The organism is Fibrobacter sp. UBA2449, from assembly GCF_002342555.1.
Lineage (GTDB): Bacteria > Fibrobacterota > Fibrobacteria > Fibrobacterales > Fibrobacteraceae > Fibrobacter.
On record NZ_DDQF01000005.1, the window covers coordinates 48,234 to 72,923 of the forward strand.

Here is a 24,690-nt window from a genome sequence, read left to right on the forward strand (position 1 = left end):
TGAGGTGTGCGATGCGAAATCATTCATTACACATTACACATTCCACACTCCACATTCCACATTAAAATAAAGTTTTCACGCCGAAGCCGATTATACCGTCGAGGAAATCGCAGCCGTTGCGGAGCGCGTAATACAGGTTCACGCTCCAGTTCCCGCGATACTGCGTAAACCCGATTCCGTAGCCCTGCTCGCGCGCCCAGCCGTGTCCCGGAGCCAAACGGCGATATAGCCCAGGCTGGTAGAACGCCTCGATGCTCAGGTCATAACCGTCCTGCCACAGTAGGGCAAACTCCGAAAGCCCGTAGGCGCGACTGCGGAGCATGCGGTACTGCATTCCCTTGAAATCGCCCGGGCCGCCGAGCGCAAACAGGTCGGAGCGACGGAGATCAGCCTCCGTCGGGAAAATTCCACCCGCCATGCCGGCAAAGCGCGCAATGAAATTGCCGTACAACGGGTAATACGCCATCACGTTCGCCTTCGCCGAGAGGTAGTTGTCGAGTGAATCGGGCCGGTCAATCTTCCATGAAGCGGAGGCATCCAAGCGCATGCCGCTACGGGGTAACACAAACCTGTCGAGCGACACGTAAGACATTTCGAGGGAGGTGTGCTTGTCGTCTTCGCTGATGCCGAGGAACACGCCGATGCTGAAATCGAACCCGATATCGCGCGTAATGCCCGCCTCGCCCACGACGACCCTCTCGATAGTCGAGTCTTCAACAGTTTCCTCGTCGAAGTTACCGCGCACCACCACGTTCCATGCGGTCCCGAAAATCCAGGGTTCTTTGTAGCGGCCCGAGAGGTGCCGCGTATTTTCGCCGGTAAAGCCTTCCAGTTCTAGGTCGCGCGCCGTCCCCGTGATATTGAACAAATTAACATCCAATTTTCCTTCCCACACATTGCCTTCGCTGGAATACGTCAGTACGCCTTCCGCTTCCGACACATTTGCCTTCCGCATGCTGAACGCGGGCACAATCCTGTTCCTTGCGGGGTCGCGGAAGAGGCGCGTGGGAGCCGTGCAGTTGTAGTACCCGATGCGCGAAAGCCTGCGCTCGCTGCGTTCCAGGTCCGTGAGGGACACGGCCTCGCCCGCCTCGATGCCTGTGAGTCTTGCAAACACATCGCGCCTTGTCCCGCCGGAATCGAGATTTTCGGGCGTTGCCCACACGTAAGCCGCGCCCCGCTGGATTTCAAGTTCCAGCACATTCCTTCCATGCGTTCCACCCTCGTGCCGGACTTCGCCTCGCACGCGAGCCGCGATAAATCCCTGGTCCTCGTAATAGCGTTCCAGTTTCGCCGCCAGCGCCTTCCACGCGTCGCAAGGTTGCCCGAGGGCGCCCTTCATCTGCGCCTCGTCGAATGCGGTATGTTCACCCTTCCACGCGATGCTATCGACAGTACATGCGCCCTCGCCCTTCGCGAAAGCGAAGGCCGCCAAGAGCAATATGTACAACACCAATCGATTCATATCCTAATCTTCAAATTTAAAGTTCACACTCCACATCATCCATTATCAAAATACCGCACGGGCCTCGGTTGAAAGTTTCTGGAAAACATTTTCTTCGGAATCACCGAACCGCAGCACATAATGCAGGCCGAAAGAAATATTCTTGTTCACCGAAAGCGATGCGGAAGCCTCCAGCCTGAAGGTATTGCCGTCGCTGTAGCCCGACATCATCTGGTAGGGAACAGCATCGTCCCCCGTTTCCACCTGCACATAGGAGAAACGCACGAACCCATCGAAGGTGTTAATCCGTCGATAACCGAAACGCAACGACGCTTCCCAAAGGTAGGCGTCGAACTCGCGGCCCGTAGATTCCTCGCCCGCGCCATAGCGGTAGCGGCCGCCGGGTTCCAGGCTGAAGCCGTCCAAAAAATGGAAACGGTACTTGCCGGACACACTCCTGATATCCCATTCCAGATCCTGCAGCGCATCCAGTTCATCGCTCTCGACAAACCCGGTCAAACCCATGTAATGGTCTTCATTGATCTTGTAGCCGATTTCCGCCTCGTGACGGAATACGGACTCATAATACTCGATAGATGAAAGTTTCTTGTCGAAATTCGCCGACGGACGGTAAACCGCCAAGGCACCTGACGGATGCTCCCATTCCACATTCCCGCTCCAAGATAGCGCACCCGAGGAAACCCGGTGCAGCGCCGAAGGCAACAATGCCGGGAAATACAGCTTGCGTCCCGTCGTATCCTCGGAAAGCGCATTGAAGGAACCGGACAGCTTGATATCGCGCAAGATACCCGAATTTACTCCGAAGAGGCGCCCAGGCCACATTTCCATACTCGCAGTAAATCCCGAATTCGACGCCAGTACCGCCCCGATGGAATCGTTACGCCCCATTCCCTCGTACACAAAGTCGCCGTTGTCGACCCCCTCGATAAACGCGCCCGTCAGGCTATCGTAGCGCACGTCGCCCGTCCCCTTCGCCACCGCCTTGTAGACGGGAGTGTAAGTCTGTTCTTCCGTCAGCCCCAATTTGTACGAAACTGTCCCGTGGATTCCCGCCTTTTCATCGCCGAAACGGCCCGCCAAATCCCCCGCCCAGCTATTTTCGTCTCCCGATTCCGCAAGGTCGCGGTATTCATACTGCAAAAAATGCGTCAACTCAATTTGCTTCAGGTGAATTTCGGCAGACTGATTCCACCTCACTTGCCGCAGGGAATCGTTCCATTCTTCGCCATAGGAATCGCCACGCCTGTCCACGTTCCAGAATTCCGCAGCCTCGCGCACGTTCCAGGAATCCTTCACCAGCGATATCCCGGCATTCGCCCTGAGCGAAAATTCCTCGTCCACGAGCCCGGCGCTATCGCGTTCGGTATAGCGCACATCCGAACCGGCAAAGGGGCGCACGAACCCACGTTCCCATTTTTCGGAAAAATACCCCTGGAAACGCTCCCCGGCCGCCTCCGTCTGGCTCTGCACATGGATAAGCGAGAGCTCGGTCGCATGCCCCTGCACGTTACGAGTGAGCCCCCCCTTCACGCGCGAAGAATTCCAGCGTTCAAAGTCGCCCTGACGGTAGCCCCACGCGACATTACCGAACCAGCCCGCCCCCAGGCGGAAGCGCAGGGCAAATTCATCGTGCCGATAGCTGCCGTTTGCAAGCAGCGCGCTATCCAGGTCCCATTCGTCCTTTAGCTTATACGAATTCCAGTCGTTATCGCCGCCCTGGAACCCCGAAAAGTCGAAACGTTCCGCCACGTAGTTTCCGTATGCGGAAAACGCCACAGGAAGGGCGCGCATCGCGGCAGAGGAATCCGTCGTCAAGAACCAGCGGAAGGCACGTCCCGAAGGTCCGTTCACTTCTTCGGAAACCGTATTGCTGTCGCGACGGCTCGCCGCAAGCTCGAAATCCGCAAAATAGCGGTGCATCCCCTGCAAACGGATTCGCGCCCCGGCCATCTCGGTACGCATCGGACGACGCAACTCGCCCAGGGAGTCGTCACGAACAAACTCGCTTCCGTCATCGGACTTGAGCATCTTATAGTCGTCATCGCTCCACAGGCCCTTTTTAAGGCGGTCCACATCGTGCTCCAGCCGGAACCCCGACAAATCCAAATACAGGTTCGGATGCCGGAACGTCCCCGCCACGCCGTAAAGGCCCATTACGTTGTCCGCTTCGTAGGCATCATATTCCACGCGAATTTCGTCTTCGGGATGCGGCATCCGCGTCCCCCTGAAGTTCAATAGGCCGCCAGCATAATTCACCTCGTAATCCTTGCCCCGCGAAAGTTTCTCGCCGTTGATCCAGACGGATTCCGATTGCGGAACCACCGAAATGAAGCTTCCGTCACCGCTCAGGGAATAGCCCTCGCGCTGGCCACTCACGCCCGCAAAAGTGCGAGAAATACGCTGAACACCATCCGTTCCGGCCACGGCGCGAACTTCAGACAAATTCGTCCTAAACCCGACCATTCCCCCCAGTGTGGTCCGTTCCACCGAAAAAAGTCCAAGGTCGGAATCCTGCCACGTGAGGTCGCCCAGATGAAGCATCCAGTGTCTGGAAGTCGCCTTGAAATAGACCTGATCCACCTCCTGGAGCGTCGCGGTCGTCTGGTCTCCCGCCTTGCGGTCCACATCGCTAAGCAAAGCATCTATTTCGACGCTATCCCCGATCATTCCCGTAATGGAAAGCCTAAGCTGCTGGTCAACCTGGGTATCGTCGTCCCCCACGGTCACCTGCATGGTCTTGTAGCCATGGGTCTCAAGCGACTGCACAGGCCTCGCCGAATCTACAGCAACAGGGACGCTGTCGCGAAAAAGCGAATCGGGATTCCATACCGGAAGTTGTTCCACATCCAAGGCAAAAGCCTTGCACGCGACAAGGACGCCCGCCCACAACAAGCGCCTCACGGGCCCTACCTATCGGCTTCGATGCGGAACTGCTTGCTCGACAGAAGCTCCCTGCCGGCAACGAGGTCCACGCTCCATTCGCCCGGTTTCAGGAGTTTCGGGGAAATCTCGGTATGGCAGACGCTAAAGCTGGACTGCGAAGACTGCTTGTCTTCGATTCCCTTATGGATTTCAGCAGCCTTCATCACGCAGGGAGCCTTCTGGATAGTGTCCGTGCCCCAGTACCAAACGTGCAGCAACGTATCGGCAGAATAACGGACCGAACTGGAGACGGTAGAATAGAAGTAAAGTCGAGTATTTTCCTCGAAGACGCTGTCGACACCGAACGGCGTTCCACGCACGACATCGCGGCACACAACACTCTGCGCAGGAGTGAGGTCCGTCCCCGTGAAATTCTGCAACGAGAGGTCGTCGGTCAAGAAATCAACGAAGCGGTGGATGAAGAATCCAAAAAAGACAATGACAACGACGAAGGTCGTCTTCCTCAAATTGCGAAGTGGCGGAATGCCTGCCACGGAAAACCCCTGTTACCTGAGCTTGCTCGTGTTCTGCGTAAATGCGGGGACGGCATCCACCAGCTTTTCGACAAGCAGGCGGTTGAAATCGTCGATACGGTTCGGGAGTCTGGAACCCGGGAACACCTGCACCAGCAGCAGGGATTCATCGACAGGCGAAATATAGATGGAACGGTTTTCGCCGGAATACGATACCGATTGGAAATTTTCGCCACCGAGCATCATCCCCACCTGGCGGGCGGAGTCGAACGACGCCGTACTGAGGACGGCAAGCGGAGTCGCATCTATTCCGAGAGATCCCACTTCGGCAATAATGGAACCGTCACGATGGCACAGCACAATGTAGTTGGCCTTCACGCTAGCCTGGTAAGCAAGCATCAGGCGGCGAACCTTGCCAACGTCATCGGAAAAAATCGTAAAATCGCTCATTCAGCAACACTCCTGAAAAATCCGCAAATCACTTCTTCTTCGGGACATACGGACGAAGTTCGATTTCGTCGTCCGAGACCTCCTGGTTCGCCTTGTCGACCACGCGGCCGAACGAAGGCATGCGCGGAGCCTGCGGAACCGCACGGGGACGTCCGAACGGGGACGAGGCAACGTTTTTCTGGAAGAGCCCCGAACCTGCATTGCCAGACGGCATCGCGCCGGCAGTAGGCCTTGCAGCAAAAGAGGGCATCTTGAAAGGTGTGGCAGCGGGGGCTTCCGCCGGGCGCGGTTCGCGCTTGGGAGCGGGCTGGGAAACGGACACCCCTTCCTTGGTGAGGCTCACGTCGTGCACGCCCGTGTTGTTCACGCTTTCGGCGGCCTTGCGGAGGAACCCTTGCTTCACGTTGAACTTTTCAATCACGAGCATCGCGATAGTCTTGAGCGTCGTGACGACACCCTTGCCGTTGTGAGCCGTCGCCGGGAAGAACGGAACCTGACGCGGGTTAAGCTCGGCGTTCATCTCGTCGAGGGTAAACACGTTTTCCATATCGCGCTTGTTGTACTGGAGCACGAAGGGCATGTCGTCGAGGTCCATGCCGTAATCCTGGAGGTTCTGGCGGAGGTTCTGCAGGCTCTCGATATTCTCGGCCTGGCGCGACCGCTGCGAGTCGGCGACAAAGACAATTCCATCGACACCGCGAAGCACAAGCTTACGTGTACTATTGTAATAGACCTGGCCCGGAACCGTATAGAGCTGGAAACGGGTCTTGAAGCCCTTAATATCACCTAGATTGAGCGGAAGGAAATCGAAGAACAAGGTGCGGTCACCCTCGGTCGCAAGCGACACCATGTCCGTGCGCTTGTCCTGGGGCATTTTCTGGTGGATTACCTGCAGGTTCGTCGTCTTACCACTAAGACCGGGCCCGTAATACACCACCTTACAGCTGATTTCACGCGTAGCAAAATTAATCGAAGACATTTCTAATCCTTGATACTTGTCGCTAATCTAGAAAAAAATATCAGGAACGGAGCCGGAAAGAGCATGAGAAGCAACGATTTAGCCCCATTTAGACAAGTCCAACTCATTGCCGTACAACGGAATAGAGAGGTGCATCCGTAAAAAACACGAAATACCGATGCACAGAAGTGCACCGGTACGCAATTCGTCGAACTAGCGTGCGCGATTAGGCGAAGCCGTTAATGACCTTAGCGACCTTGGCCTTGTAGTTGGCAGCGCGGTTGGCATTGAAGCCGGCGCGGCTCTTGTTGGCAGCAACGTCGAGAAGGCGGAACAGCTTCGGCATTTCGGCAAGGGCGGCATCCTTAGAGGTAGCAGTACGGATGGCCTTGAGGCTTGCGCGAATTTCGGCGCGGGCTGCACGGTTCATGGCATTGGCCTTTTCGGCCTGACGCAAACGCTTTTTGCAAGATTGATGTTGAGGCACCTTAAATCTCCGGGTAAAACCTACTTAAAATTTTTTGTAGGGACAAAGATAGTAAAGAATGGGAATTTGTCAAGCCCCCAAATTGGGCGAATTTGCTAAATTTTAGCCATTATGATGCCATTCGTGAACCTGACAGCGCAAAGAGAGGCCTACCGAGAAGAACTCGAGGCCGCAGAAAGGGCAGTTCTGGACAGCGGATGCTACATCGGCGGGCCGGAAGTGGCAGCCCTCGAGAAGGAACTTGCGGATTTTTGCAATTCTGACGCCGGATGCGACCGCGCGGAACCCGAAACCAGGGCCATCGCGTGCGCAAGCGGCACCGACGCCCTCACCATCGCGCTCATGGCGCTCGGGCTTCAACCGGGGGACGAGGTCATAGTACCCGACTTCACGTTCATTGCACCGGCGGAATGCGTCGCGTTCTTGGGCGGCATACCGCGTTTCGCCGACATCGACCCCGAAACGCTCCAAATCGACCCGGAAAGCGTGAGAGCGCTGATTGGCCCCAAGACACGCGGGATTATCGGCGTGGACCTGTTCGGGCAAGTTGCGGATTTCAACGAGCTATGGGAAATCGCCGTCGCGAACGACCTCTGGCTTTTAGAAGATACAGCACAGGCATTCGGGGCGACATTCGCTCCGTGGGAAGGCATATCCCCAAACAAGCCCTGGCGCGCCGGCACCATCGGCAGCATCTCGATCACGAGTTTCTACCCCTCGAAGCCGCTGGGCTGCTATGGCGACGGCGGTGCGCTGTTCACCAGTGACCCGAAGTTGGAAGCAAAAATCCGGCAAATCGCGAACCACGGGAGCAAGGAACGCTACCTGCACGAGACCGTGGGCTTGAACAGCAGGCTCGACGCCCTGCAGGCAGCAGTGCTCCGGGTAAAGCTCCGCCACCTCGAAGAAGAACTGAAGGTGCGCCGTGAGAACGCCCACAAGTACGACGAATTTTTCGCTGAATACAACGCGAGAGCTTCTGCGGGTGCAAAAATCGTGCCGCAGCACATCGAATACGGATGCACGAGCACCTATGCGCAGTACACCGTGCTGGCCGACGACCGCGAAGCCTTTATCAAGAAACTGGACAAAGCGGGAATCCCGCACTGTATCCACTACCCCATGCCGCTGCACGAACAGCCCTGCTTCAGGGGGCTCGCACAGGGCAGCGAAAACAGGAACGCCATCATGGCGAGCCAGAAGGCAGTAAGCCTCCCCGTCTGCGCCTTTACCGATGTAGATTTTATCATAAACAAGCTGAGGTCCGTCCTATGAGAAACACAGGCCTGATACCCGAAATCGCCAACGACAAGACTCCCCGCAAGGTCTCGGAGTCCGCGCTGGAATCGCACGCCATCGTGCACCCCGTCGACACGAACGCGCTGAACAACGCCTTCGGGGGCTACCTGATGAGCCTCATGGACGAAGCCGCCTGCATCGTCGCCTTCAAGCACGCAGGCCGCAAGGTGAACACCGTTTCCATCGACGGAGTGCGGTTCTTCCGCCCGACGGCGGTCGGCACCATCCTCAATATCCACGCTAGCATGAACCGCGTGTTCAACACCTCCATGGAAATCGGGCTCAAGATAACCGAGACCGACCCCGAGAACGGAGCCGAACTCCCGGTCGCGCACGCCTATTTCACGTTCGTCGCCATCGACGACAACGGCAGGCCCACCGCCACTGCCCCCGTGGAACCCGATTCCGACGAAGCCCGCCGCCGCTACGAGCAGGCGCTTGTCCGCCGCGAAGCAAGGATTGAATTGGGGAAGAAACTCGGGTAACAGCGGCGCGGACTGTATACAGGCGGAACCATTATTTATGTTCGGGGCTCTTTCGCGGGCCCCTTCCCATTTCTAAAATTGTGCCATGCGCGGACCCCAAAAAGACGTCAAAGACCGCTCCCTGATAAGCCTCTCCTGGCCGCTTATCCTCACGTTCGCCGTGGGCATGATCCAGCCCATGATGGACAGCTGGTTCCTCTCGCGCACTTCCGAAACCGCTGCTGCCGGCGTCGGCGCCATGCTCCCGATTCTCGGAGCGCTCTTTACCGCACTCCACGCCTTCGCGCAGTCCGGCGCAAGCATTGTCTCGCAGTACATCGGCGCAAAGCAGAACAGTCACGCGAACAGCACGCAGACGATGGTCCTCTTCGGGAGTATACTGCTCGGGGTCGCCCTCACGCTCGTCATCTACCCGCTTTCGGGCCATATCCCGCAATGGATGGGCCTCACCGAAGAACCCGCGAAATACGCGATGATGTTCCTGAGCGTCGTCTCGTTCGGGTTCGCCTTCCGCGCGCTGCAGACCATCCTCACCGCACTCATCGCCACGCACGGCCTTACCGTATGGAACCTCGTGGGCAACACGCTCACCATCGCGAGTAACGCCGGCCTGAACGTCGTGTTTCTCGAAGGGTATTTCGGGCTTCCCAAGATGGGCGTTTACGGCGTGGCCCTCGCAACAGCGCTCTCGTGGCTGATATCTTCGGGCATCCTGTGGTTGGTGCTCAAGTTCAAGGTCAAGCACCAGAGCAGGGCCCGCGACTGGAAGCGCTCCCGCATACTCCTCCCCGACTGGATTCGTATCGGCCTCCCCGCCGCCGCGGAACCCATCAGTTTCCAGCTATTCCAGGTGTTCATTACCGCGATGGTCGTGTACGTGGGCACCACCGCGATGACCGCCCGCGTGTTCGCAGGTAACTTCGCCGCCCTTTCCGTGATTCTCGGGGTCGGCCTCGGCAGCGGAAACCAGATTCTCGTGGCGCATCTCGTGGGCGCGCACGATTTTGTGAAGGCGAACCGCCGCGTTTACCAGACGCTCGCCGTGGGCATCACGAGCGGGCTCTTGCTCTCGATAATCGTTGCGCTTTTGGGCGAACACCTGCTACGGCTCTACACTGACAATCCCGAAGTTCTCAGGCTCGGGAAAATTTGCCTCTGGTGCGACGTAGCCGTGCAGCCGTTCAAGGCGGTGAACTTCATCCTCACCACATCGCTGCGTGCCGCGGGCGATTCCAAGTTCCCCGCTATTGTCGGGAGCGGCATGATGTGGACGCTCGGGCTTGCAACTTCGCTTATACTCGCGTTTGTCGTGGGGCTAGGCCTCCCCGGACTCTGGCTCGGCATGGCGAGCGACGAATTCTACCGTTCGTTCGCGAACATCTGGCGCTGGCGTAGCGGCCGCTGGAAAAGCAAGGCCGTTGTTTAGTCCTGGAGACAACGGACGGAGAATTCGGAGTTCTTATCGTCGTAGTTCAGGCCCGCATCGTCGTGGTTGAAGTCTAAGCCCATGTAGTACGCGCTGAAGCTAATATTCTCCGTAGAACTCCAGAAGAGCGCGAGCCCGCCCTCGTTGTAGTAATCGACATTATTCTCCCTGTAACCAGCAGGCAACGCCGAGAACCCGAAAGAATCCGTGCCGTTGCCATTACTTTCCCATCCGGATGTGGACTTGAGCACCCTGCCAGCCGTCGATTGTCCGTCGACTGCATTGAACAAAGTTTCCCATTCGGCCTTGCTCGGCAGGTGCCAGCCTTCCGGGCATACTCCCTGGATGTTTCCTGATAGCAGAGAGCATGTATAGCCATAGCCACATTCGCTTTCCGACTTGCCTACCACCGCAGCCCACGTGTAAAGCCTTCCGTACTTGGTGCAGTTGGATTCATTGTTGTTATAGCAGAAACTGGAGTCCGTTTCGTAGTTCAGGTTTTCCGCCATCCATACTTGGTCACCAATTTTCACAGTCTTGTAAGTCTGACCATCGCGGTCATCCACCAACTCGCCGTATTCGCAGTTGTCTTCCGTTTCGGTCTTACAACCGACGACAGAATCCAAAGACTTAGACGAACTGCTGCTAGACTTGGCGCTGGACGAAGACCCGTCATCGCAGTCCTCGCACACGCTCGACGACGAGCCATCCGAAGGCCGCGTCACGAAATCGCTGTCGCCATCGCTACACGCGACAAAAGCAAGTGTCAGGCAAACGATTGCCGCCACCACGCTTCGCTCGTGGCAGGCTCTAGCAAATCCCCGCAGCAACCTAGAGAATAAGTACTTCATATTTCCTCCTATTTTTTTGAAATATAAGAAAATGCAGTTCAAAGGAAAACCGAAAGGACAAGCAGTCACGAGGTTTTACTCCCGCCGCCCCCCCCACATGCGCCAAAAACAACAAGCATTTTTCTACTGGAGTCCTCGTCATTTTTTGCGTAGAAGGCAACCTTACAAAGCGAATACTTAAACGAAGTGATTGTGCGAGCGTGCGGGGCGTGCCCGAAGCCAACATTTTTACTAAAAAAAGCTAAATTTGACGCATGCCGTTCTACCCTAACGAAGTCATTCAGCAGCTCAAGAGCCAAGCGGACATTTCGCTCGTGATCCAGCAGTTCTTGCCGCTGAAGCGCACGGGTACGAACCGCTACGTGGGCGTATGCCCCTTCCACGACGACCACTCCCCCTCCATGACCGTGAACCCCACGCTCGGCATCTACAAGTGCTTTGCATGCAATGCGGGCGGCGACGTGTTCAAGTTCGTGCAGGAGCACGAGAAAATCGACTTCAACGGCGCCGTGGAATGGGTTGCGAACTTCGTGGGTTTCGACCTCCCGAAATTTACATCGAAGGAAAACGCCGAGGTCACCGAAGAGCGCGCGATGGTGCGCAAGCTCAACGAACTCGCCTGCGAATGGTTCGAGCAGCAGCTCCCGCTCAGCAAGAAGGCTCTCGAGTACCTCAACAAGCGCAACATCAGCGAAAAGACGCGCAAAGAATTCCACATCGGTTACGCTCCCGATGGACGCGAAGGCTTTATCGGCTATGCGGCAAAGAACGGCTTTTCGCCCCGCGACTGCGTGAAGGCGGGCCTTGCCACCGAGAAGAAGAACGGGGGCATCGCCGACAAGTTCCGCGACCGCCTGATGATCGCCATCCAGAACCAGTCGGGAATCGTCGTCGCGTTCGGCGGCCGCGACCTCGCGCCCAAGCAGGAAGGCTTCGAACGCCCCAAGTACATGAACAGCCCGGATACCGCACTCTACAACAAGAGCGAGATCCTTTTCGGGCTCAACCACAGCCGCGCCGCCATCTCCAAGGAGAACGCGGTCATCATCGTCGAGGGCTACTTCGACCTGATGAGCCTCTACCAGGGCGGCGTGCAGAACGTGGTCGCCGCTTCGGGCACGGCGCTCACCGAAATCCACGCGAGCATCCTCGCCCGCTACGCGAAAACCGCCTACCTCGTGTTCGACGGCGATGCCGCGGGCCAAAAAGCGACCATGCGCTCGCTAGAAATCGTGCTCCCCAAGGGTATCAACCCGAGAATCTTTGCGCTGTCGCGCCCCGACGGTACCAAGATCGACCCCGACAATTTCGTGAACGAACAAGGAGCCGACGCATTCCGCGAAGAGCTCAAGCACGCCGATGACTGGCTCAGCTATCTCGCCCGCAAGACGGACCTCCAGAGTATCGAGTCCAGGGCCAGGTTCGTCACCTACGCAAAGTCTATCGTCAAGAGCATCCAGGACAGCGAACTCAGGAACCAGTACCTAAAGCTCATCGCCGAGCGCTTCGACACGTCGCGCTCACTGGACGGCATCCAAAGCATCCGCCCGCAAAGGGCGCCCAAGGTAAGCGTACCGCAGCCGCAACCGGATCCGGAATTCGCGGAATATGGCGAGATGCCCGCCGCTCCGCAGGAAGCCGAAAGTGTCCCGTGGAACGTCCTCGCCCAAGTAGAGACCCGGTTCGCGAATCTCCTCGTGAAAAACCCGACGCTTCTCGACCGTGCCTGCGAATATTTCGACATGGAACTCGCTGCGACCGGCATACAGTTCTTCGAATCCTCCCTCGTCGACGAATTCGTGATGACCGTCATCGCCTTCTACTCCGAAACAGGCACATTTTCCCCGCAGAGCCTCTACGAGCAGCTTTCGCCGTTACAGCAGCAGTTCATGGAAGGGCTTCCTGACGAAGCATGGACACCGCCGAAAGAAATCTACGAGTTCTACGAGACGCTCCTGGTGCTCACCTCCAGGCTGTGCGACCGGTTCCGCAAGACCATCGACCTCAGCACAAACGAGGGCGTGCAAAAGCGCATCTCGCTGAATACGTTCGTGCAGAACATGCAAAAACTCGAGATCCAATACCGGAACGGCGCCGTATCCATCGACAATCTCGCCGACCAGCTCATAAAGAGCAAGAAACCCCTTATACAAATCCTAGCCGCCACACAAGGATAAAACCATGTTATCTATCAAGAACCTGAAAGCAAGCATCGAAGACGGAACGCAAATCCTCAAGGGAATCGACCTCGAGGTAAGACCCGGCGAAGTCCATGCCATCATGGGCCCCAACGGCTCGGGCAAGAGTACGCTCTCGAAAGTCATCATGGGCCACCCCGCATACAAGGTGGACGACGGCTCCGTGGAACTCGACGGCAAGAACCTGCTCGAAATGGAAATCAGCGAACGCGCCAACTCCGGGCTCTTCATCAGCACGCAGTATCCGACCGAAATCCCGGGCGTGAACAACGTGGATTTCTTGAAGATGGCGCTCAACAGCAAGCGCGCCTACCTGGGCATGCCCGAAATGAGTGACGACGACTTCAAGAATCTTTGCGAAGAGAAGATGGCCCTCCTCGAAATGGACGAGCGCTACCGCGAACGCGGCGTGAACGACGGCATGAGCGGCGGCGAAAAGAAGAGGAACGAGATTCTCCAGATGGCGATTCTCGACCCGAAGGTGAGTTTCCTCGACGAGACTGACTCCGGCCTCGACATCGATGCGCTCCGCATCGTGGCTAACGGTATCAACCACATCATGGCGCCGGAAAAGGCCGTCATCCTCGTCACCCATTACCAGCGCCTGCTGGACTACATCAAGCCCACCTACGTGCACGTGCTCCGCCACGGAAAGATTATCCTCTCCGGAGGCCCGGAACTCGCCCTCAAGCTCGAAGAACAAGGCTACGACTGGATCGAGGAGAAGTGATGGACGCCATTGCCCGCATCAAGCAACTGGGGATGCCCCGCCGTAACGACGAACTGTGGACATTCTTCCCCGTTTCAAAGATTCCAGCGCCGGAATTCCCCGACGCATGCGCCTGCGAAGAGGACTTTTCGGACGAAAAGGATTTTGCAGCCCTCCTGCCCATCGCAAGCAACGCCCGCACGATGGTCCAAAGCATCGCCGACAACGCCGAGGAAATCGCGATGCTCAAATGCAACAACGACTTCGGGCGCACGGTACTCAACATCGGCAAGAACGCGAAGGCAAGCATCGAGATTCTCGACAACAAGGTCCTGCATCCCATATGCGCCGAACGCTTCGACGTGAACGTGGGCGAAGGCGCCGACGTCGAAATCTTCTTCGCGAACCCCGCAAACGACCTCCCGCTCGCCTTCAGGCACTTCCGCATCACGCAGGCGGCAGGTTCCCAGGTGCGTTTTGCCTCCATCGAGCGCGGGAACGGCATTAGCCGCGTGAGTATCGACGACTTCCTGAACGCCCCAGGCGCAAAGTTCGAATGCCGCACGCTCAACATGCTCGGCGGCACGGCAGAAAGCCACCACAGGCTGCATATCTACCACAACGCCCCCGAGGCAACGAGTACGCAGCTTTCCAGGAACCTGCTCGACGGCAGTTCCCGCGCGAGCTACGACGGCAGCGTCATCGTCGGTGCCAACTGCACCAAGGCTCTATCAAGCCAACTCGTGAACACCATCCTCCTCTCGGGAGACAGCTCCGTCTCCGTAAAGCCCGTGCTCAAGATTTACCACGACGACGTGGAATGCACGCACGGCAATACCGTGGGCGAACTCGATGCAGAACAGATGTTCTACCTCGTGAGCCGCGGAATCCCGCAGGAGACCGCCAAACGGATGCTCATGTCAAGTTTTGCAAAGGAAACGTTCTACCCGCTCCCCGATTCCGTAGGCAAGAAGCGCCTGCTGCAGGTCCTCGCCTAAGACCCGCCTACCGCAAAAAAAGAAACGCCCCCGTGCATGGGGGACGTTCCTTTGGTAGGATAGATTTTAGGAGGAGTTACGAAAGTGTCTGCAAAAGGTAGAGTGTCACGCCCATGAAGGCGAGCATGAAGTTGGCGAGGAACGTTGTGGAGGCGAGGTCTTTGAAGATTCGTGTCATCATCCGTTATCCCTTTTTTGGTTACGGTCACAATATAGAATAGAATATTCCAACTTCAAAGTAATGGAAATCACACTGCGATTTGCGTCACGCGAGATACGAACGGTCCTTGACAAGCGGGAACCAAGTTCCCAATTTTTCGCTACTTCTTCTCGTTCTCGATAATCTTGATGGGTTCGTCCATCATCTTTTCGGCGATGACTTCGGGCGTCTCTTCGGCAATAGCCGCATTAGATTCCTCGGGCATCCAGGGCTTGTCGAGGCTCTTTTCCCAAGATACAGTAGGCGCCGGCTGCACTTCGTGAGAAGCATCGACAACAGGCAAGCCAAGGAGTTCGCGGGCACGGTTCAACGCGGCGTCGATATTGCCAAGAGCATTCTCTTCGCCAAGCTGTTTCAAGACGCCGGCACGGGTGAGCGCCACCACGGGCTGAGCATGCACGCCACTGAGCAGGAGCTGCGTCCCTTCGCGGTTGCAACGATTCAGCAAGTCTTCAATCATCTGGATACCGGCGGCATCGATGCTTGAAACGCTGCGCATGCGCAAGATAAGGATTTTCGGCTTGTCGGAAATGCGCGCCATCGTGTCCTTGAACTTGTCGACCGCACCGAAGAACAGCGAACCGGCAAGCTCGTACACAACCACGCCCTTCGGCACCTGGCGGCTGAGTTCGTTGTGAGCGGCCTCCTCGTCGTCTTCCTTGAGGGCTTCGGTCACCGTCTCCATCTCGGAAACATCGCTCATGCGCTTGATGAAGAGCACCGCGGCCAGCAGCACACCGACTTCGATAGCCACCGTGAGGTCAATAATCACCGTGAGGAAGAAGGCCACGAGCATCACGATGACGTCGCTCTTCGGGGCCTTGAACATCTTGATGAAGCTCCGGTAGCCGCACATATTGAACGCCACCTGAAAAAGCACTGCAGCAAGCGCCGCCATCGGGATCATTTCGGCATACTTGCCGAGCACGAGCATAATGAGTAGAAGCACCACCGCATGCACAAGGCCCGAAACCGGACTCACTGCGCCGTTACGGATGTTGGTCGCCGTACGGGCAATGGCACCCGTCGCCGGGATACCGCCAAAAATCGGGGAAAGGATATTCGCCACGCCCTGGCCAAAGAGTTCGGTGTTGGAACGGTGCTTGGTAGAGGTCATGCCGTCGGCCACGACCGCAGAAAGCAGGGATTCGATGGCACCAAGGATGGCAATCGTCAAAGCCGGCTGGAACACCTTCTGCATCATCTCGAGGCTAATGTTCGGCAGGTGCGGAGTCGGAAAACCTGTCGGAATGTGGTTCTTCATGCCGATAGTCACCACGCCGTGGCCCGTAATCGGGTCGTCCCAGCCCAAGACCTTCACCATCACGGTCGCGACGATAATCGCAATCAGGGAGCCGGGCACCTTCGTGGTAATTTTCGGCCACAAGATGCATACGGCAAGCGCCACAAGGCCCACGATGACAGCATATATATTAATAGTGTCGAAAGAAGTCGCGTAAAGCTTGATCTTGCCGATAGCATCGGCGGGGTCCTTGGCCAAAAAGCGGAGTCCGAAGAAATTCGGGACCTGGCCGAGCGCGATGATGATGGCGATACCCGCCGTAAAGCCGACCGTCACCGGGTAAGGGATGAACTTGATGATGGCGCCAAGTTTCGCGATACCGAAAATGATGAGCAAAATACCCGCAAGGAGCGTCGCGGAAGCAAGGCCGTCGTAGCCGTACTGGGAGACGATGCCGTAGACAATAACAATGAATGCACCGGTAGGGCCGCCAATCTGGAAGCGGGAACCGCCCAGCAAAGAAATCGCAAAACCCGCGATAATCGCCGTGTAGAGGCCCTGTTCGGGACCCACGCCCGAGGCGATGGCGAACGCGATGGCGAGCGGAAGCGCGAGAATGCCAACGATGACCCCCGACATGAGGTCGCTCACGAAGTTTTTCTTGGTGTAGCCTCGACGCAGTACCCGGACAGATTCAGGGGTAATGGTCGCTTTAACGCCCGATAGGAAATTCTTGAAGGATTCCTTGGCGTGGATATTGGTCATCTGGCACTCCGAGATTGAAGAACGGCGCCAAATTTAGAAAACTTTACAATACCCGTTAAGGGTAAAAAGAAAAAATAATGGAAGACCTTTGCGAAGGCTACAACAGGCCCTTCTTGGCAGACCGCATCAGGTTCTTCACCTGCTTCTTGGAAAGCTGCGGAACCTCGGCGTCCTTCTGGGCCCTAGACTTCGGGGCGCATTCCTCGCAGAAGTGCTTGATGACGGTCCCGTAGCTTGCAGCGCCGTCCATCTTGTCGGCCTGGCGGGAGCGGAACGGCCTCACCAGTGCCTCGCGGTGGCACTTGTCGCAGATACCCATCTTGGGAGCAGCAGGCTCACGGCGCACGTGTTCCTTTTTGTCCTGGTCATGGGTCATTTCCCAGGCACGTTTCTGGGCGGCAATCTTCCTTGCAAATGCGTCATCTAATAGGCTCATATCATCTCCTTGTTTTCTTTAATCTCTTTCAATATACAATCTTGCAGGAAAAGGGAATGCAACGTGATGCACAAAGAAGTGGGTTTCGCCTCGTCCGAATAGAGGCTCCGGGCAAACTTGCCGCGTTCCACCTGTTTTTCCTTGAAAAATTGCGCGTGGCTGGCGAAATCGAGGACCTTGACGCGTCCCGGGAACTCGCTTTCGAAGCCTCGGATGGCCTCGTTAATGACCTCAATCTGGTCGGAAGCATCCGGGAGCAGGTCGCACGGAATGGTCTCGACAAAGATGTCGGACTGGGTCTTACTAACAAGTTCACGGACCAGGTTCCCATAGTTTTCGGCCGTTTTCGCCCCGTTGCCGTGTTCCCCCCTCGTCAAGTCGTGAAGCCCGAGGCCGAGCACGATGCGCCCCGCCTTCTTGCCGATGATATCGGACGCCGCACGCGACAGGAGCTGCGGAAGCAGGAGCGGAATCGGGGAATTGATGGAAAACTGCATGGGGCGGTTGGGCGCCCTGCAAAGGAGCATCTCGGCACAGCGGGTCGCCACTTCGCCCTGTTCGCCGAGCAATTCGTCACCTATGATGAGGATCCTGTTTTCCACGATTATAATCTACTACTTATCGGCGGGTTTGACCACCGAAATTTTCCAAAAATCCGCATTTTTTTCGCGGGAAACGATGCGGCAGCCGTCTGCAACCAGCGCTCCCGGTACATTTTCGATCGGGGAACCCTCGTCAAGGAGTATCGAAAGTTCCCTTCCCGGCGGAAAACCGGCCATCACGAGCCTTGACCGAGCCGCATTCAGGGGGCACTTCACCCCCCGCAGGTCGAGTTCGCCAGGCAAATCCCCCTGCAGGGCTTCCGGCAGAGGTCCGGACTTCGATTTTGCGCAAAAATCGGCAATTTCAGCCTGATGTTCTTCCGGGGACTCTAGCCAGCGGTTGACCGGGACGTCGGGAAGGCGCGCAAGGGCGACACGGGAAAGGGCCTCCGCAGGCGGAACGGGCACCCCCAATCCCCGGCGGAGCCACTCCGCACAAGCAAAGGAAACAAGCCTCGAAAGCGCCTCCGCAAACCCAGCCGAACCGCGGTTCGCCTCCATCCAGCGGACTACCGCCCGAGCATCTGCCTGTTGCCGTTCTTCCATCGTTTCATTCCTTTTATCATAAAAATCTGTTTTTTTCTCAGAAAAATACACAAAAATGATTTTTTTTCAAAAAAGCCTATCCTACCAACTTTTTTAACATAAAAAATCGACCTAGAACATAGCAAAGTTTTGGTTCAATTTCTATATTTGGCGCCAAGCATCACAAATGCAAAGGTTTTTGATACGATGAATACATTTCTCCTCTACGCAATGTTCGTAGTATATGTCATCGCCGGTGTGGGTTTGGTGATTTACGGCTTTAGCTGTTATTACAGCATCTACTTGTTCCTCAAAAACAGCCGAACCACGCGACTCACCGACCGCAAAAAGATTCTCAAGTTCTACCGCGAGCATTCCATCAATGACCTCCCGCAGGTCACGACCCAGCTCCCCGTATTTAACGAGGCGAACTGCGTGGAACGACTGCTCGACGCGGTTTGCGCTATCGACTACCCCAAGGACAAGCACGAAATCCAGGTTTTGGACGACTCCACCGACGAATGCTACGAAGTGGCGAAGAAGAAGGTGGCCGAACTTGCCGCGAAGGGTTACGATATCAAGCTTATCCACCGCACGAACCGCAAGGAATTCAAAGCCGGCGCCCTCAAGGAAGCCATGGCCGTCGCTAAGGGCGAATTCCTCGCGATTTTCGACGCGGACTTCGTTCCGGAGAAGGACTTCCTCCTCAAGACCATCCCCTACCTGGTGATGGACGACCAGATCGGCCTCGTTCAGGGCCGCTGGGGCCACCTGAACCGCACGGAATCGGGCCTTACGCTCGCCCAGTCCATCGGTATCGACGGCCACTTCGTTATCGAGCAGTCCGCCCGTAGCTGGGGCAAGCTGTTCATGAACTTCAACGGTACCGCAGGCGTGTGGCGCAAGCAGGCTATTTACGACGGTGGCGGCTGGGAAGGCGACACCCTGACCGAAGACATGGACCTCTCCTACAGAAGCCAGCTCGCCGGTTGGAAGATGAAGTTCGTGTTCGACGTGATTGTGCCGGCAGAACTCCCGAACGACATCAACGCCTACAAGGCACAGCAGTTCCGCTGGGCCCGCGGTTCCATCCAGACGGCCATCAAGATTCTGCCGCGCGTGTGGAAGGCGAAGGTTCCGCTCCGCATTAAGATTGGCGCGTTCCTGCACACCACGCACTACTCCATTCACCCCTGCATGCTGTTTACCGCCCTCTGCGCCTGGCCGCTTCTCGCGTTCTTCGAACCGGTCGCGCACTTGCCCAGCTGGGCCTACACCATCGGCTTCAGTTTCATTTTCCTCGCCGCTATCGCTCCTTCCGTCCTTTACTTCGTTGCACAGCGCTGCTCGGGCTACACCGGCTGGAAAATCCGCATGCTGAGCCTCCCCATCTTGATGGCGCTTGGCGTGGGCATCGCCGTGAACAACACGCGTGCCGTGTTCGGTGCCGTGACCGGCGTGAAGGGCAGCTTTGTCCGCACCCCGAAGAGCGGCGGATCCAAGAAGAAGGCGAAGAGCCACTACGCACAGAAGTTCCCCTGGATGGCCGTCCTCGAACTTGCCGTGGGCGTCTACTGCATCTTCGGTCTTCTGGAATACATCGGCGCACAGAAGTTCATTATCGGACCGTTCCTCGCCCTCTATGCGGTGGGCTTCCTCTCCGTGGGCGTCCTGAGCTTTATGCACTTTATCGGCAACATCATCGAAGTGCACAAGGCCCGCAAGGAACACGGCAACGTCGAAGAGCAGGAATCGTAATCCGCTACAAACGATTTGCATCAGGGCATCCGCGAAGTTCGCGGATGCTTTTTTGCATTTCTCGGACTTTCGCATCGAACATCAACGAATGCGAAGAAAGCGCGTAGGCGTAGTCGCGAAGCCCTTTTCCGTAAGCCCCGAGCGAAAGCGAGACCAGGACTCCGGCAAGAGCGAGAGCCACCATCAGTTCCATCAACGTAAATCCACGGTGCACCGCAGCAACCTCCTGAAAACGTAGGGTTCCGCGCGAACTTCCACCCACTGGAATCCGCCCATGCCGAGCGTCCACGATTGCAAGACGCTAAACCCGCCACCGCATGCAGGGGCAGGGCATGCAAACAAGGTGTCGGAGCAACGCTCCGGAGCGGAGATTCGTCGTTCCAAGTAGGATATAGCCTCTACCACAGCATCTGCCCGGGACTTTTCTCGAGCCGACATCCGGGCAAAAGCGGCCGGGAAAAATGAAATGGCGGCAAGCCCCGACGCAAGCACGGCAAAGGCGACAAGGATTTCCATCAGGGTGAATCCGCATGTCCGGTTCATGGTTCAAACCTCCGGCGGAACACCATACGGTCGCCATCGAACACGACCGGCAACAACGCAAAAGACGAATCCGTCACCGACCCCGGATACGACGCACCCAAAAGATTTTTTTTGTCTTCGATATCGACGCTACCTCCGGGGGATGCAATCACGCCCTCGAAGAGGGCGTGACCGGCGAGCTCGGCGCGGCTGTCGCCCGACCCGAGCGACACCGCGACGCACGGGAATATCCCGTGCGCACGGCCCGCGATGCGGAGCCCATCGCGGCCGTAGAGCCCGCCGGAAAAGCTGAATTCAGACTTAACTTCCACAAACGCATCGCTCACAAGTTCGAGGTACGCGACCGAGACTCGCCCCCCGAGTTCGACATTGCCGCGCGCAAATATGCGGAGCGTATCGAACGTCGCGCTCCCCTTTACCGCTACATTCCCGTCCACGTCGAAGGAGGCGCTCCGGACTCGTCCATCCAGGTCCAAATAAAGGTCCCCGTCCTGTATCCGGAACGCGGCCGAAGAATCGAGCGTAAAGAAGCGCCGGTTCCCCGACAAATGCCGCAGGCGCAAGTCGCCTGCAATCCCTTCGCGCACCCCACGGCGCAAGTTCTGAACAAACAGCATCCAGTCCTCGAAACGGAACCTCGCGAACTTCGACCCGTACAGGGCACAAACTTTCGATGGCTTCTGCAACGAATCGCCCGGAACCGGAGCGCACACCCTTCCCCACAAGCTTCCCTCTTCGGATTCTATGGCCACTTCCCCATGCGGCATGCCGTGAAGAAAAGCGACAATCGCCGACTCCGCAGCATAGATGCCACCCGCCTCCCGCGCGACCCTGTCCGCGTAGCGGCGCAGATTTCCCGAGGCATGCAGCAGTCCCTGGAAGAGGATTCCCAGCGAAAGCAAAATAATCAACACGAACGGCAAGACGAAACCCCTACATCCCATTTTCCACCTCCACGATACGGCCGCCGCAGGCAAGCGACACCTTAGAACCGCCGATGGATTCCACCCGGAAATTTCCAAGAGAATCACCCGTCCGAAACCAAGCCATTCGTCCATCTTCCATCTCGACCCGGACAAGCCTGCCGCCGACAATTCCACGAATCTTGAACAGCACAAGGCATGCGGGCGAATCCGGGAACGACGCTTCCGGAGAATCCACCTTCATAACCCGGACGCCATCCTTGCCCCTTGACATACCCATCGGATGATCAACGACGGTGATTTCCGGGGCGACCGACAAGGACGGGGCCGCCATGTCGACTTTTGCAACATTCTCTCCGCTCCCGCGCCAAACAAAGGAAAAAAAGAGAGCAACAGCGAATGTCGCCGCAAAGGCGAGACGCCATTTCGCCCGAGGTTTGATTCCATCGAACAAGTCCAGGTCGTAATCCTTCCAGAACGGGTCCCTGGATGCCGCCTTGAGAAGCGCCTTTCTCTGCGAATCCGAAAATTCCCTTGATTCCACAAAGACCTTCCGCCACGATTCCGCCCGCGAGAACAGGTCATCACGCATCAGGAACTCGTCAAAACGTTCAAGGCGTTCCTCCGCAGTCGCATTGTCGTGCGCCACTTCCTCCGTCCAATGGCACAGCCGCCCCTCAAAAAAGACAAGGATGTAAAGCGTCGATTCCGCAAGCACCGCATAGCGCAAGTTCCCGAAGCCATCGTTTGTCCGCATCAGCGCATCGGCAGCACCGTAAAGCATCGCCGTCTGCGGGAGCACCCGGTCAAAATGCCGCCTGAGACATTCTACGTCTTTTTCGGGAAGCGCCACCAGGAACCGGTGCCGACGCCCGCCCGAACTGTTGAAGCCCACCATCTCCCTGCAAACAGGATTGCGGTCCCTAAGCGTTTCCGGAAAATCTTCACGGAGCCATTGCAGCAATTTTTCATGGGACACGTCCGAATCAAAATTCGTCACAAGTTCCCAAGTCCACAGGCGGGCTCCAACAAAAGCAACACGTTCCAGCATCAGAAATTCACCTCGGGCGTGATGAAAATGGCCAGTTCGCTCTCGTCTTCGACCTCGCTCACGTAACTGAAAAGCCTGCCGATAAGCGGGATGCTCCCGAGGAACGGAACCGCCGTGCGCACCTCCGACTTGCCCTTCCGTACAAGGCCGCCCAGGCAAAGTGTCTCGCCGTTTTTCAAGGTGACGGTCGTCTTCAGGTTTCGCGTGCTGATATCGCGCGGGCCGTCGCCGCTCGAGCGCCCCGCCGTCTTGATTTCGGGCGAAATGTTCAGCGTGATGCTCCCGCCCTGCGTGACCGTCGGCGTGATTTCAAGCGAGATTCCGTCATTGAAACTGCGGTAATCCGTAATCGGGTAGCCGTCGGCGGATACCTGGCTCACCAAGTAATAGACCGTATTCGTCACGTTCAGTTCCGCCTTGTTGCCGTTGAGCGTCGTGAGCCGCGGACGCGCAAGGACTTCTGCCCTGTTGTTCTCTTCCATCGCGGAAAGTTCCATCTCGAAACGCGCCGGCAGAATCCCGATTTTCCCGAACGCTCCCGAGGTGGAAACGTCCTTCCCCATAAAGTCCCAGAACCCGCGCACGCCCAGGTCGTTCTCGCCCGTCTTGCGCGTAGAGCCGCTGTGGAGCCCGATTTCGAAATTGCGCCCGCGCTTGAGTTCCACGATTACGCACGAGATGGTCACCTGCATGGCGGGCCTGTCCAGGTTTTCAAGGATGGCGATTGCCTCCGCAATTTCTGAAGGCGACCCGCGAAGCATCAGCGCGTTCTGCTCCTTCACTTCCGACACGACAAGCCCCGAACCCGGCAACAGTTTGGAAAGTTGCGGTACGAGGGTCTCCGGCGTCGTTGCCCTCAGCGGGTAAAGTTCCGTTCGCGAGAGCACGTTTTTCGCCCCGCGTTCCGTCACAAACAAAGTATTTGAATCCAGCGCATAGGTGTAGCGGCTCCCGCGAAAGAGCGACTGCAGGAGATTCGCAAGCGGTTCGCGTTCAAAACGCATCTGCAAGCTCTCGCGCACGTCTCCGTACAGCATCAGATTGAGGTTCGATACCCGCGAAAGTTCCTTGAGGAAGATGTCCAGCGGGGTGCCGTCCAGTTCTACCGTATAGAGCGAATCGTCCTGAACGATATCCGGCACGGAATTTGCGCCCGCGGGCGAAACGCCGTTCGCACCCGCGCCATTCGGGCCCGAGCCACCCGCGGGAGAATTGCGCGAGCGTTCCACACGGAAGCAATCAGCATCGCGCCTCACGCGGAAACCGTGCGACTCGAGCAGCACCCGGAGCGCAGTCCCGGGCGGTACGGATTCCAGCCGTCCGCTCACGGGGCCCGCAACATCGGGCGAAGCCACCACGTTCAGTCCCGTATTCGCGGAAAAATCCCGGATAAACTCACGAACGTCGCGCTCCCGCACGTCAAGCGATACAAGCGAATCTCTGACCCGAAAAAAATTCTCGCCACGTTCCAGCCGCTTGCGGATATGGAAAACCGTCCCGTCGCGAATGAGTTCCAGCCCGAGGGTAGAACACAACGACGTGAGCCCCTCCAGCAGCCCGACACCATCGAGATGGAACGTGACGCGCGCCTCCGCACCGACGTCCACAAGCACGGGCACCCCGTAGGCAAGCGACACCGAGCGGGCGACATCCTGCAGGCTCGCATCCACGAAATCGAGCGAAACCTTGTCGGGCACGTCGCGCTCAGCGCACCACGCGCGCCCCAGGCAAAGAAGTAAAACAATAACGAGGCAAGCTACCGCGGGCATAAAGCATCCGCGACTTTCCTCCGCATTTTTGCGAGGCACAATCGTCCCCTAGATTTTAACACTATAATAAAAGGGCGTCACTCGACAGCCGACACAACCCGAAAAACGAGTTGAGCATAATCTACAAAATTAAA

At 57.1% G+C, this 24,690-nt stretch carries 22 protein-coding genes and 1 pseudogene; 7 read left to right on the forward strand and 16 right to left on the reverse strand.

Annotated features, from left to right (window positions below; genetic code table 11):
• Positions 1-61: 61 nt before the first annotated feature.
• From B4B27_RS01705 to rpsT, 6 genes and pseudogenes are all read right to left on the reverse strand, one after another.
• Positions 62-1,465 (reverse strand): BamA/TamA family outer membrane protein, encoded by a 1,404-nt coding sequence (locus B4B27_RS01705; RefSeq protein WP_290723053.1) that lies wholly within the window; start codon positions 1,463-1,465, stop codon positions 62-64.
• Positions 1,466-1,510: 45 nt separating this feature from the next.
• Positions 1,511-4,366, reverse strand: a complete 2,856-nt coding sequence (locus tag B4B27_RS01710) for a hypothetical protein (RefSeq protein WP_290723055.1) — start codon at positions 4,364-4,366, stop codon at positions 1,511-1,513.
• Between the two features lie 5 nt (positions 4,367-4,371).
• Positions 4,372-4,881, reverse strand: a complete 510-nt coding sequence (locus B4B27_RS01715) for a hypothetical protein (protein WP_173364847.1) — start codon at positions 4,879-4,881, stop codon at positions 4,372-4,374.
• A 12-nt stretch (positions 4,882-4,893) separates the two neighbouring features.
• Positions 4,894-5,310: a roadblock/LC7 domain-containing protein gene (locus tag B4B27_RS01720; RefSeq protein WP_173364846.1), complete on the reverse strand. Its 417-nt coding sequence runs from the start codon at positions 5,308-5,310 to the stop codon at positions 4,894-4,896.
• Between the two features lie 415 nt (positions 5,311-5,725).
• A pseudogene (locus B4B27_RS14625) lies at positions 5,726-6,289 on the reverse strand (GTP-binding protein); the annotation flags it as partial.
• Positions 6,290-6,494: 205 nt separating this feature from the next.
• Positions 6,495-6,755, reverse strand: coding sequence for a 30S ribosomal protein S20 (rpsT, locus tag B4B27_RS01730; RefSeq protein WP_290723061.1), 261 nt, complete (start codon positions 6,753-6,755; stop codon positions 6,495-6,497).
• A gap of 111 nt (positions 6,756-6,866) precedes the next feature.
• Between rpsT and B4B27_RS01735 the strand changes: the two genes are divergently transcribed.
• The 3 genes from B4B27_RS01735 to B4B27_RS01745 all read left to right on the forward strand — a co-directional run bounded on the left by B4B27_RS01735 (position 6,867) and on the right by B4B27_RS01745 (position 9,965).
• Positions 6,867-8,030 carry a DegT/DnrJ/EryC1/StrS family aminotransferase gene (locus B4B27_RS01735; RefSeq protein WP_290723063.1) on the forward strand — a complete coding sequence of 388 codons (1,164 nt, stop codon included), beginning with the start codon at positions 6,867-6,869 and terminating at the stop codon, positions 8,028-8,030.
• Complete coding sequence (locus tag B4B27_RS01740) at positions 8,027-8,539, forward strand: acyl-CoA thioesterase (protein ID WP_290723065.1); 513 nt, start codon at positions 8,027-8,029, stop codon at positions 8,537-8,539. The genes B4B27_RS01735 and B4B27_RS01740 overlap by 4 nt, the downstream gene beginning before the upstream one ends.
• A gap of 85 nt (positions 8,540-8,624) precedes the next feature.
• Positions 8,625-9,965, forward strand: a complete 1,341-nt coding sequence (locus tag B4B27_RS01745) for an MATE family efflux transporter (protein ID WP_290723068.1) — start codon at positions 8,625-8,627, stop codon at positions 9,963-9,965.
• On the opposite strand, the gene B4B27_RS01750 is transcribed toward B4B27_RS01745, so the two are convergent.
• The gene (locus B4B27_RS01750; protein ID WP_290723071.1) at positions 9,962-10,816 is read right to left on the reverse strand and encodes a fibrobacter succinogenes major paralogous domain-containing protein; all 855 of its coding nucleotides are present in this window, start codon (positions 10,814-10,816) and stop codon (positions 9,962-9,964) included. The genes B4B27_RS01745 and B4B27_RS01750 overlap by 4 nt on opposite strands.
• 254 nt (positions 10,817-11,070) lie before the next feature.
• Here B4B27_RS01750 and dnaG point away from each other — a divergent pair, with 254 nt between their 5' ends.
• Genes dnaG through B4B27_RS01765 form a run of 3 tightly spaced genes read left to right on the forward strand, consistent with a single transcriptional unit; the run spans position 11,071 to position 14,721 of the window.
• Positions 11,071-12,993, forward strand: a complete 1,923-nt coding sequence (dnaG, locus tag B4B27_RS01755) for a DNA primase (RefSeq protein WP_290723073.1) — start codon at positions 11,071-11,073, stop codon at positions 12,991-12,993.
• A 4-nt stretch (positions 12,994-12,997) separates the two neighbouring features.
• Complete coding sequence (gene sufC, locus B4B27_RS01760) at positions 12,998-13,744, forward strand: Fe-S cluster assembly ATPase SufC (RefSeq protein WP_290723075.1); 747 nt, start codon at positions 12,998-13,000, stop codon at positions 13,742-13,744.
• Positions 13,744-14,721, forward strand: coding sequence for a SufB/SufD family protein (locus B4B27_RS01765; protein ID WP_290723078.1), 978 nt, complete (start codon positions 13,744-13,746; stop codon positions 14,719-14,721). Before sufC ends, B4B27_RS01765 begins: the two co-directional genes overlap by 1 nt.
• A gap of 320 nt (positions 14,722-15,041) precedes the next feature.
• Here B4B27_RS01765 and B4B27_RS01770 read toward each other — a convergent pair whose 3' ends face one another.
• From B4B27_RS01770 to B4B27_RS01785, 4 genes are all read right to left on the reverse strand, one after another.
• On the reverse strand, positions 15,042-16,949 hold the full coding sequence (locus B4B27_RS01770) for a SulP family inorganic anion transporter (protein ID WP_290723080.1): 1,908 nt from the start codon (positions 16,947-16,949) through the stop codon (positions 15,042-15,044).
• A gap of 97 nt (positions 16,950-17,046) precedes the next feature.
• Positions 17,047-17,385 (reverse strand): hypothetical protein, encoded by a 339-nt coding sequence (locus B4B27_RS01775; protein ID WP_173366135.1) that lies wholly within the window; start codon positions 17,383-17,385, stop codon positions 17,047-17,049.
• Positions 17,382-17,987: a hypothetical protein gene (locus B4B27_RS01780; RefSeq protein WP_173366136.1), complete on the reverse strand. Its 606-nt coding sequence runs from the start codon at positions 17,985-17,987 to the stop codon at positions 17,382-17,384. Before B4B27_RS01780 ends, B4B27_RS01775 begins: the two co-directional genes overlap by 4 nt.
• A 12-nt stretch (positions 17,988-17,999) precedes the next feature.
• The gene (locus tag B4B27_RS01785) at positions 18,000-18,533 is read right to left on the reverse strand and encodes a sulfurtransferase TusA family protein (protein ID WP_290723083.1); all 534 of its coding nucleotides are present in this window, start codon (positions 18,531-18,533) and stop codon (positions 18,000-18,002) included.
• A 210-nt stretch (positions 18,534-18,743) separates the two neighbouring features.
• Here B4B27_RS01785 and B4B27_RS01790 point away from each other — a divergent pair, with 210 nt between their 5' ends.
• On the forward strand, positions 18,744-20,270 hold the full coding sequence (locus B4B27_RS01790; RefSeq protein ID WP_290723086.1) for a glycosyltransferase: 1,527 nt from the start codon (positions 18,744-18,746) through the stop codon (positions 20,268-20,270).
• Between the two features lie 4 nt (positions 20,271-20,274).
• Here B4B27_RS01790 and B4B27_RS01795 read toward each other — a convergent pair whose 3' ends face one another.
• From B4B27_RS01795 to B4B27_RS01815, 5 genes are read right to left on the reverse strand one after another with little or no spacing between them, the layout of a single operon-like run.
• Positions 20,275-20,484 (reverse strand): prepilin-type N-terminal cleavage/methylation domain-containing protein, encoded by a 210-nt coding sequence (locus B4B27_RS01795; protein WP_290723088.1) that lies wholly within the window; start codon positions 20,482-20,484, stop codon positions 20,275-20,277.
• Positions 20,463-20,813 carry a type II secretion system protein gene (locus B4B27_RS01800; protein ID WP_173381267.1) on the reverse strand — a complete coding sequence of 117 codons (351 nt, stop codon included), beginning with the start codon at positions 20,811-20,813 and terminating at the stop codon, positions 20,463-20,465. The genes B4B27_RS01795 and B4B27_RS01800 overlap by 22 nt, the downstream gene beginning before the upstream one ends.
• Positions 20,810-21,757 carry a hypothetical protein gene (locus B4B27_RS01805; RefSeq protein WP_290723092.1) on the reverse strand — a complete coding sequence of 316 codons (948 nt, stop codon included), beginning with the start codon at positions 21,755-21,757 and terminating at the stop codon, positions 20,810-20,812. The genes B4B27_RS01800 and B4B27_RS01805 overlap by 4 nt, the downstream gene beginning before the upstream one ends.
• Positions 21,747-22,787: a hypothetical protein gene (locus tag B4B27_RS01810; protein ID WP_173381269.1), complete on the reverse strand. Its 1,041-nt coding sequence runs from the start codon at positions 22,785-22,787 to the stop codon at positions 21,747-21,749. The genes B4B27_RS01805 and B4B27_RS01810 overlap by 11 nt, the downstream gene beginning before the upstream one ends.
• Positions 22,787-24,556 carry a type II secretion system protein GspD gene (locus B4B27_RS01815; protein ID WP_290723095.1) on the reverse strand — a complete coding sequence of 590 codons (1,770 nt, stop codon included), beginning with the start codon at positions 24,554-24,556 and terminating at the stop codon, positions 22,787-22,789. Before B4B27_RS01815 ends, B4B27_RS01810 begins: the two co-directional genes overlap by 1 nt.
• Positions 24,557-24,690 lie beyond the last annotated feature (134 nt).

Bases quoted from the DNA above. Each gene is read 5' to 3' on its own strand.
- B4B27_RS01810 (WP_173381269.1), bottom strand. From the start codon at position 22,787: ATGCTGGAACGTGTTGCTTTTGTTGGAGCCCGCCTGTGGACTTGGGAA.
- sufC (WP_290723075.1), top strand. From the start codon at position 12,998: ATGTTATCTATCAAGAACCTGAAAGCAAGCATCGAAGACGGAACGCAA.
- B4B27_RS01720 (WP_173364846.1), bottom strand. From the start codon at position 5,310: ATGAGCGATTTTACGATTTTTTCCGATGACGTTGGCAAGGTTCGCCGC.
- B4B27_RS01750 (WP_290723071.1), bottom strand. From the start codon at position 10,816: ATGAAGTACTTATTCTCTAGGTTGCTGCGGGGATTTGCTAGAGCCTGC.
- dnaG (WP_290723073.1), top strand. From the start codon at position 11,071: ATGCCGTTCTACCCTAACGAAGTCATTCAGCAGCTCAAGAGCCAAGCG.
- B4B27_RS01740 (WP_290723065.1), top strand. From the start codon at position 8,027: ATGAGAAACACAGGCCTGATACCCGAAATCGCCAACGACAAGACTCCC.
- B4B27_RS01705 (WP_290723053.1), bottom strand. From the start codon at position 1,465: ATGAATCGATTGGTGTTGTACATATTGCTCTTGGCGGCCTTCGCTTTC.
- B4B27_RS01770 (WP_290723080.1), bottom strand. From the start codon at position 16,949: ATGACCAATATCCACGCCAAGGAATCCTTCAAGAATTTCCTATCGGGC.
- B4B27_RS01765 (WP_290723078.1), top strand. From the start codon at position 13,744: ATGGACGCCATTGCCCGCATCAAGCAACTGGGGATGCCCCGCCGTAAC.
- B4B27_RS01805 (WP_290723092.1), bottom strand. From the start codon at position 21,757: ATGGGATGTAGGGGTTTCGTCTTGCCGTTCGTGTTGATTATTTTGCTT.
- B4B27_RS01775 (WP_173366135.1), bottom strand. From the start codon at position 17,385: ATGAGCCTATTAGATGACGCATTTGCAAGGAAGATTGCCGCCCAGAAA.
- B4B27_RS01785 (WP_290723083.1), bottom strand. From the start codon at position 18,533: ATGGAAGAACGGCAACAGGCAGATGCTCGGGCGGTAGTCCGCTGGATG.
- B4B27_RS01790 (WP_290723086.1), top strand. From the start codon at position 18,744: ATGTTCGTAGTATATGTCATCGCCGGTGTGGGTTTGGTGATTTACGGC.
- B4B27_RS01745 (WP_290723068.1), top strand. From the start codon at position 8,625: ATGCGCGGACCCCAAAAAGACGTCAAAGACCGCTCCCTGATAAGCCTC.
- B4B27_RS01815 (WP_290723095.1), bottom strand. From the start codon at position 24,556: ATGCCCGCGGTAGCTTGCCTCGTTATTGTTTTACTTCTTTGCCTGGGG.
- B4B27_RS01735 (WP_290723063.1), top strand. From the start codon at position 6,867: ATGATGCCATTCGTGAACCTGACAGCGCAAAGAGAGGCCTACCGAGAA.
- B4B27_RS01800 (WP_173381267.1), bottom strand. From the start codon at position 20,813: ATGAACCGGACATGCGGATTCACCCTGATGGAAATCCTTGTCGCCTTT.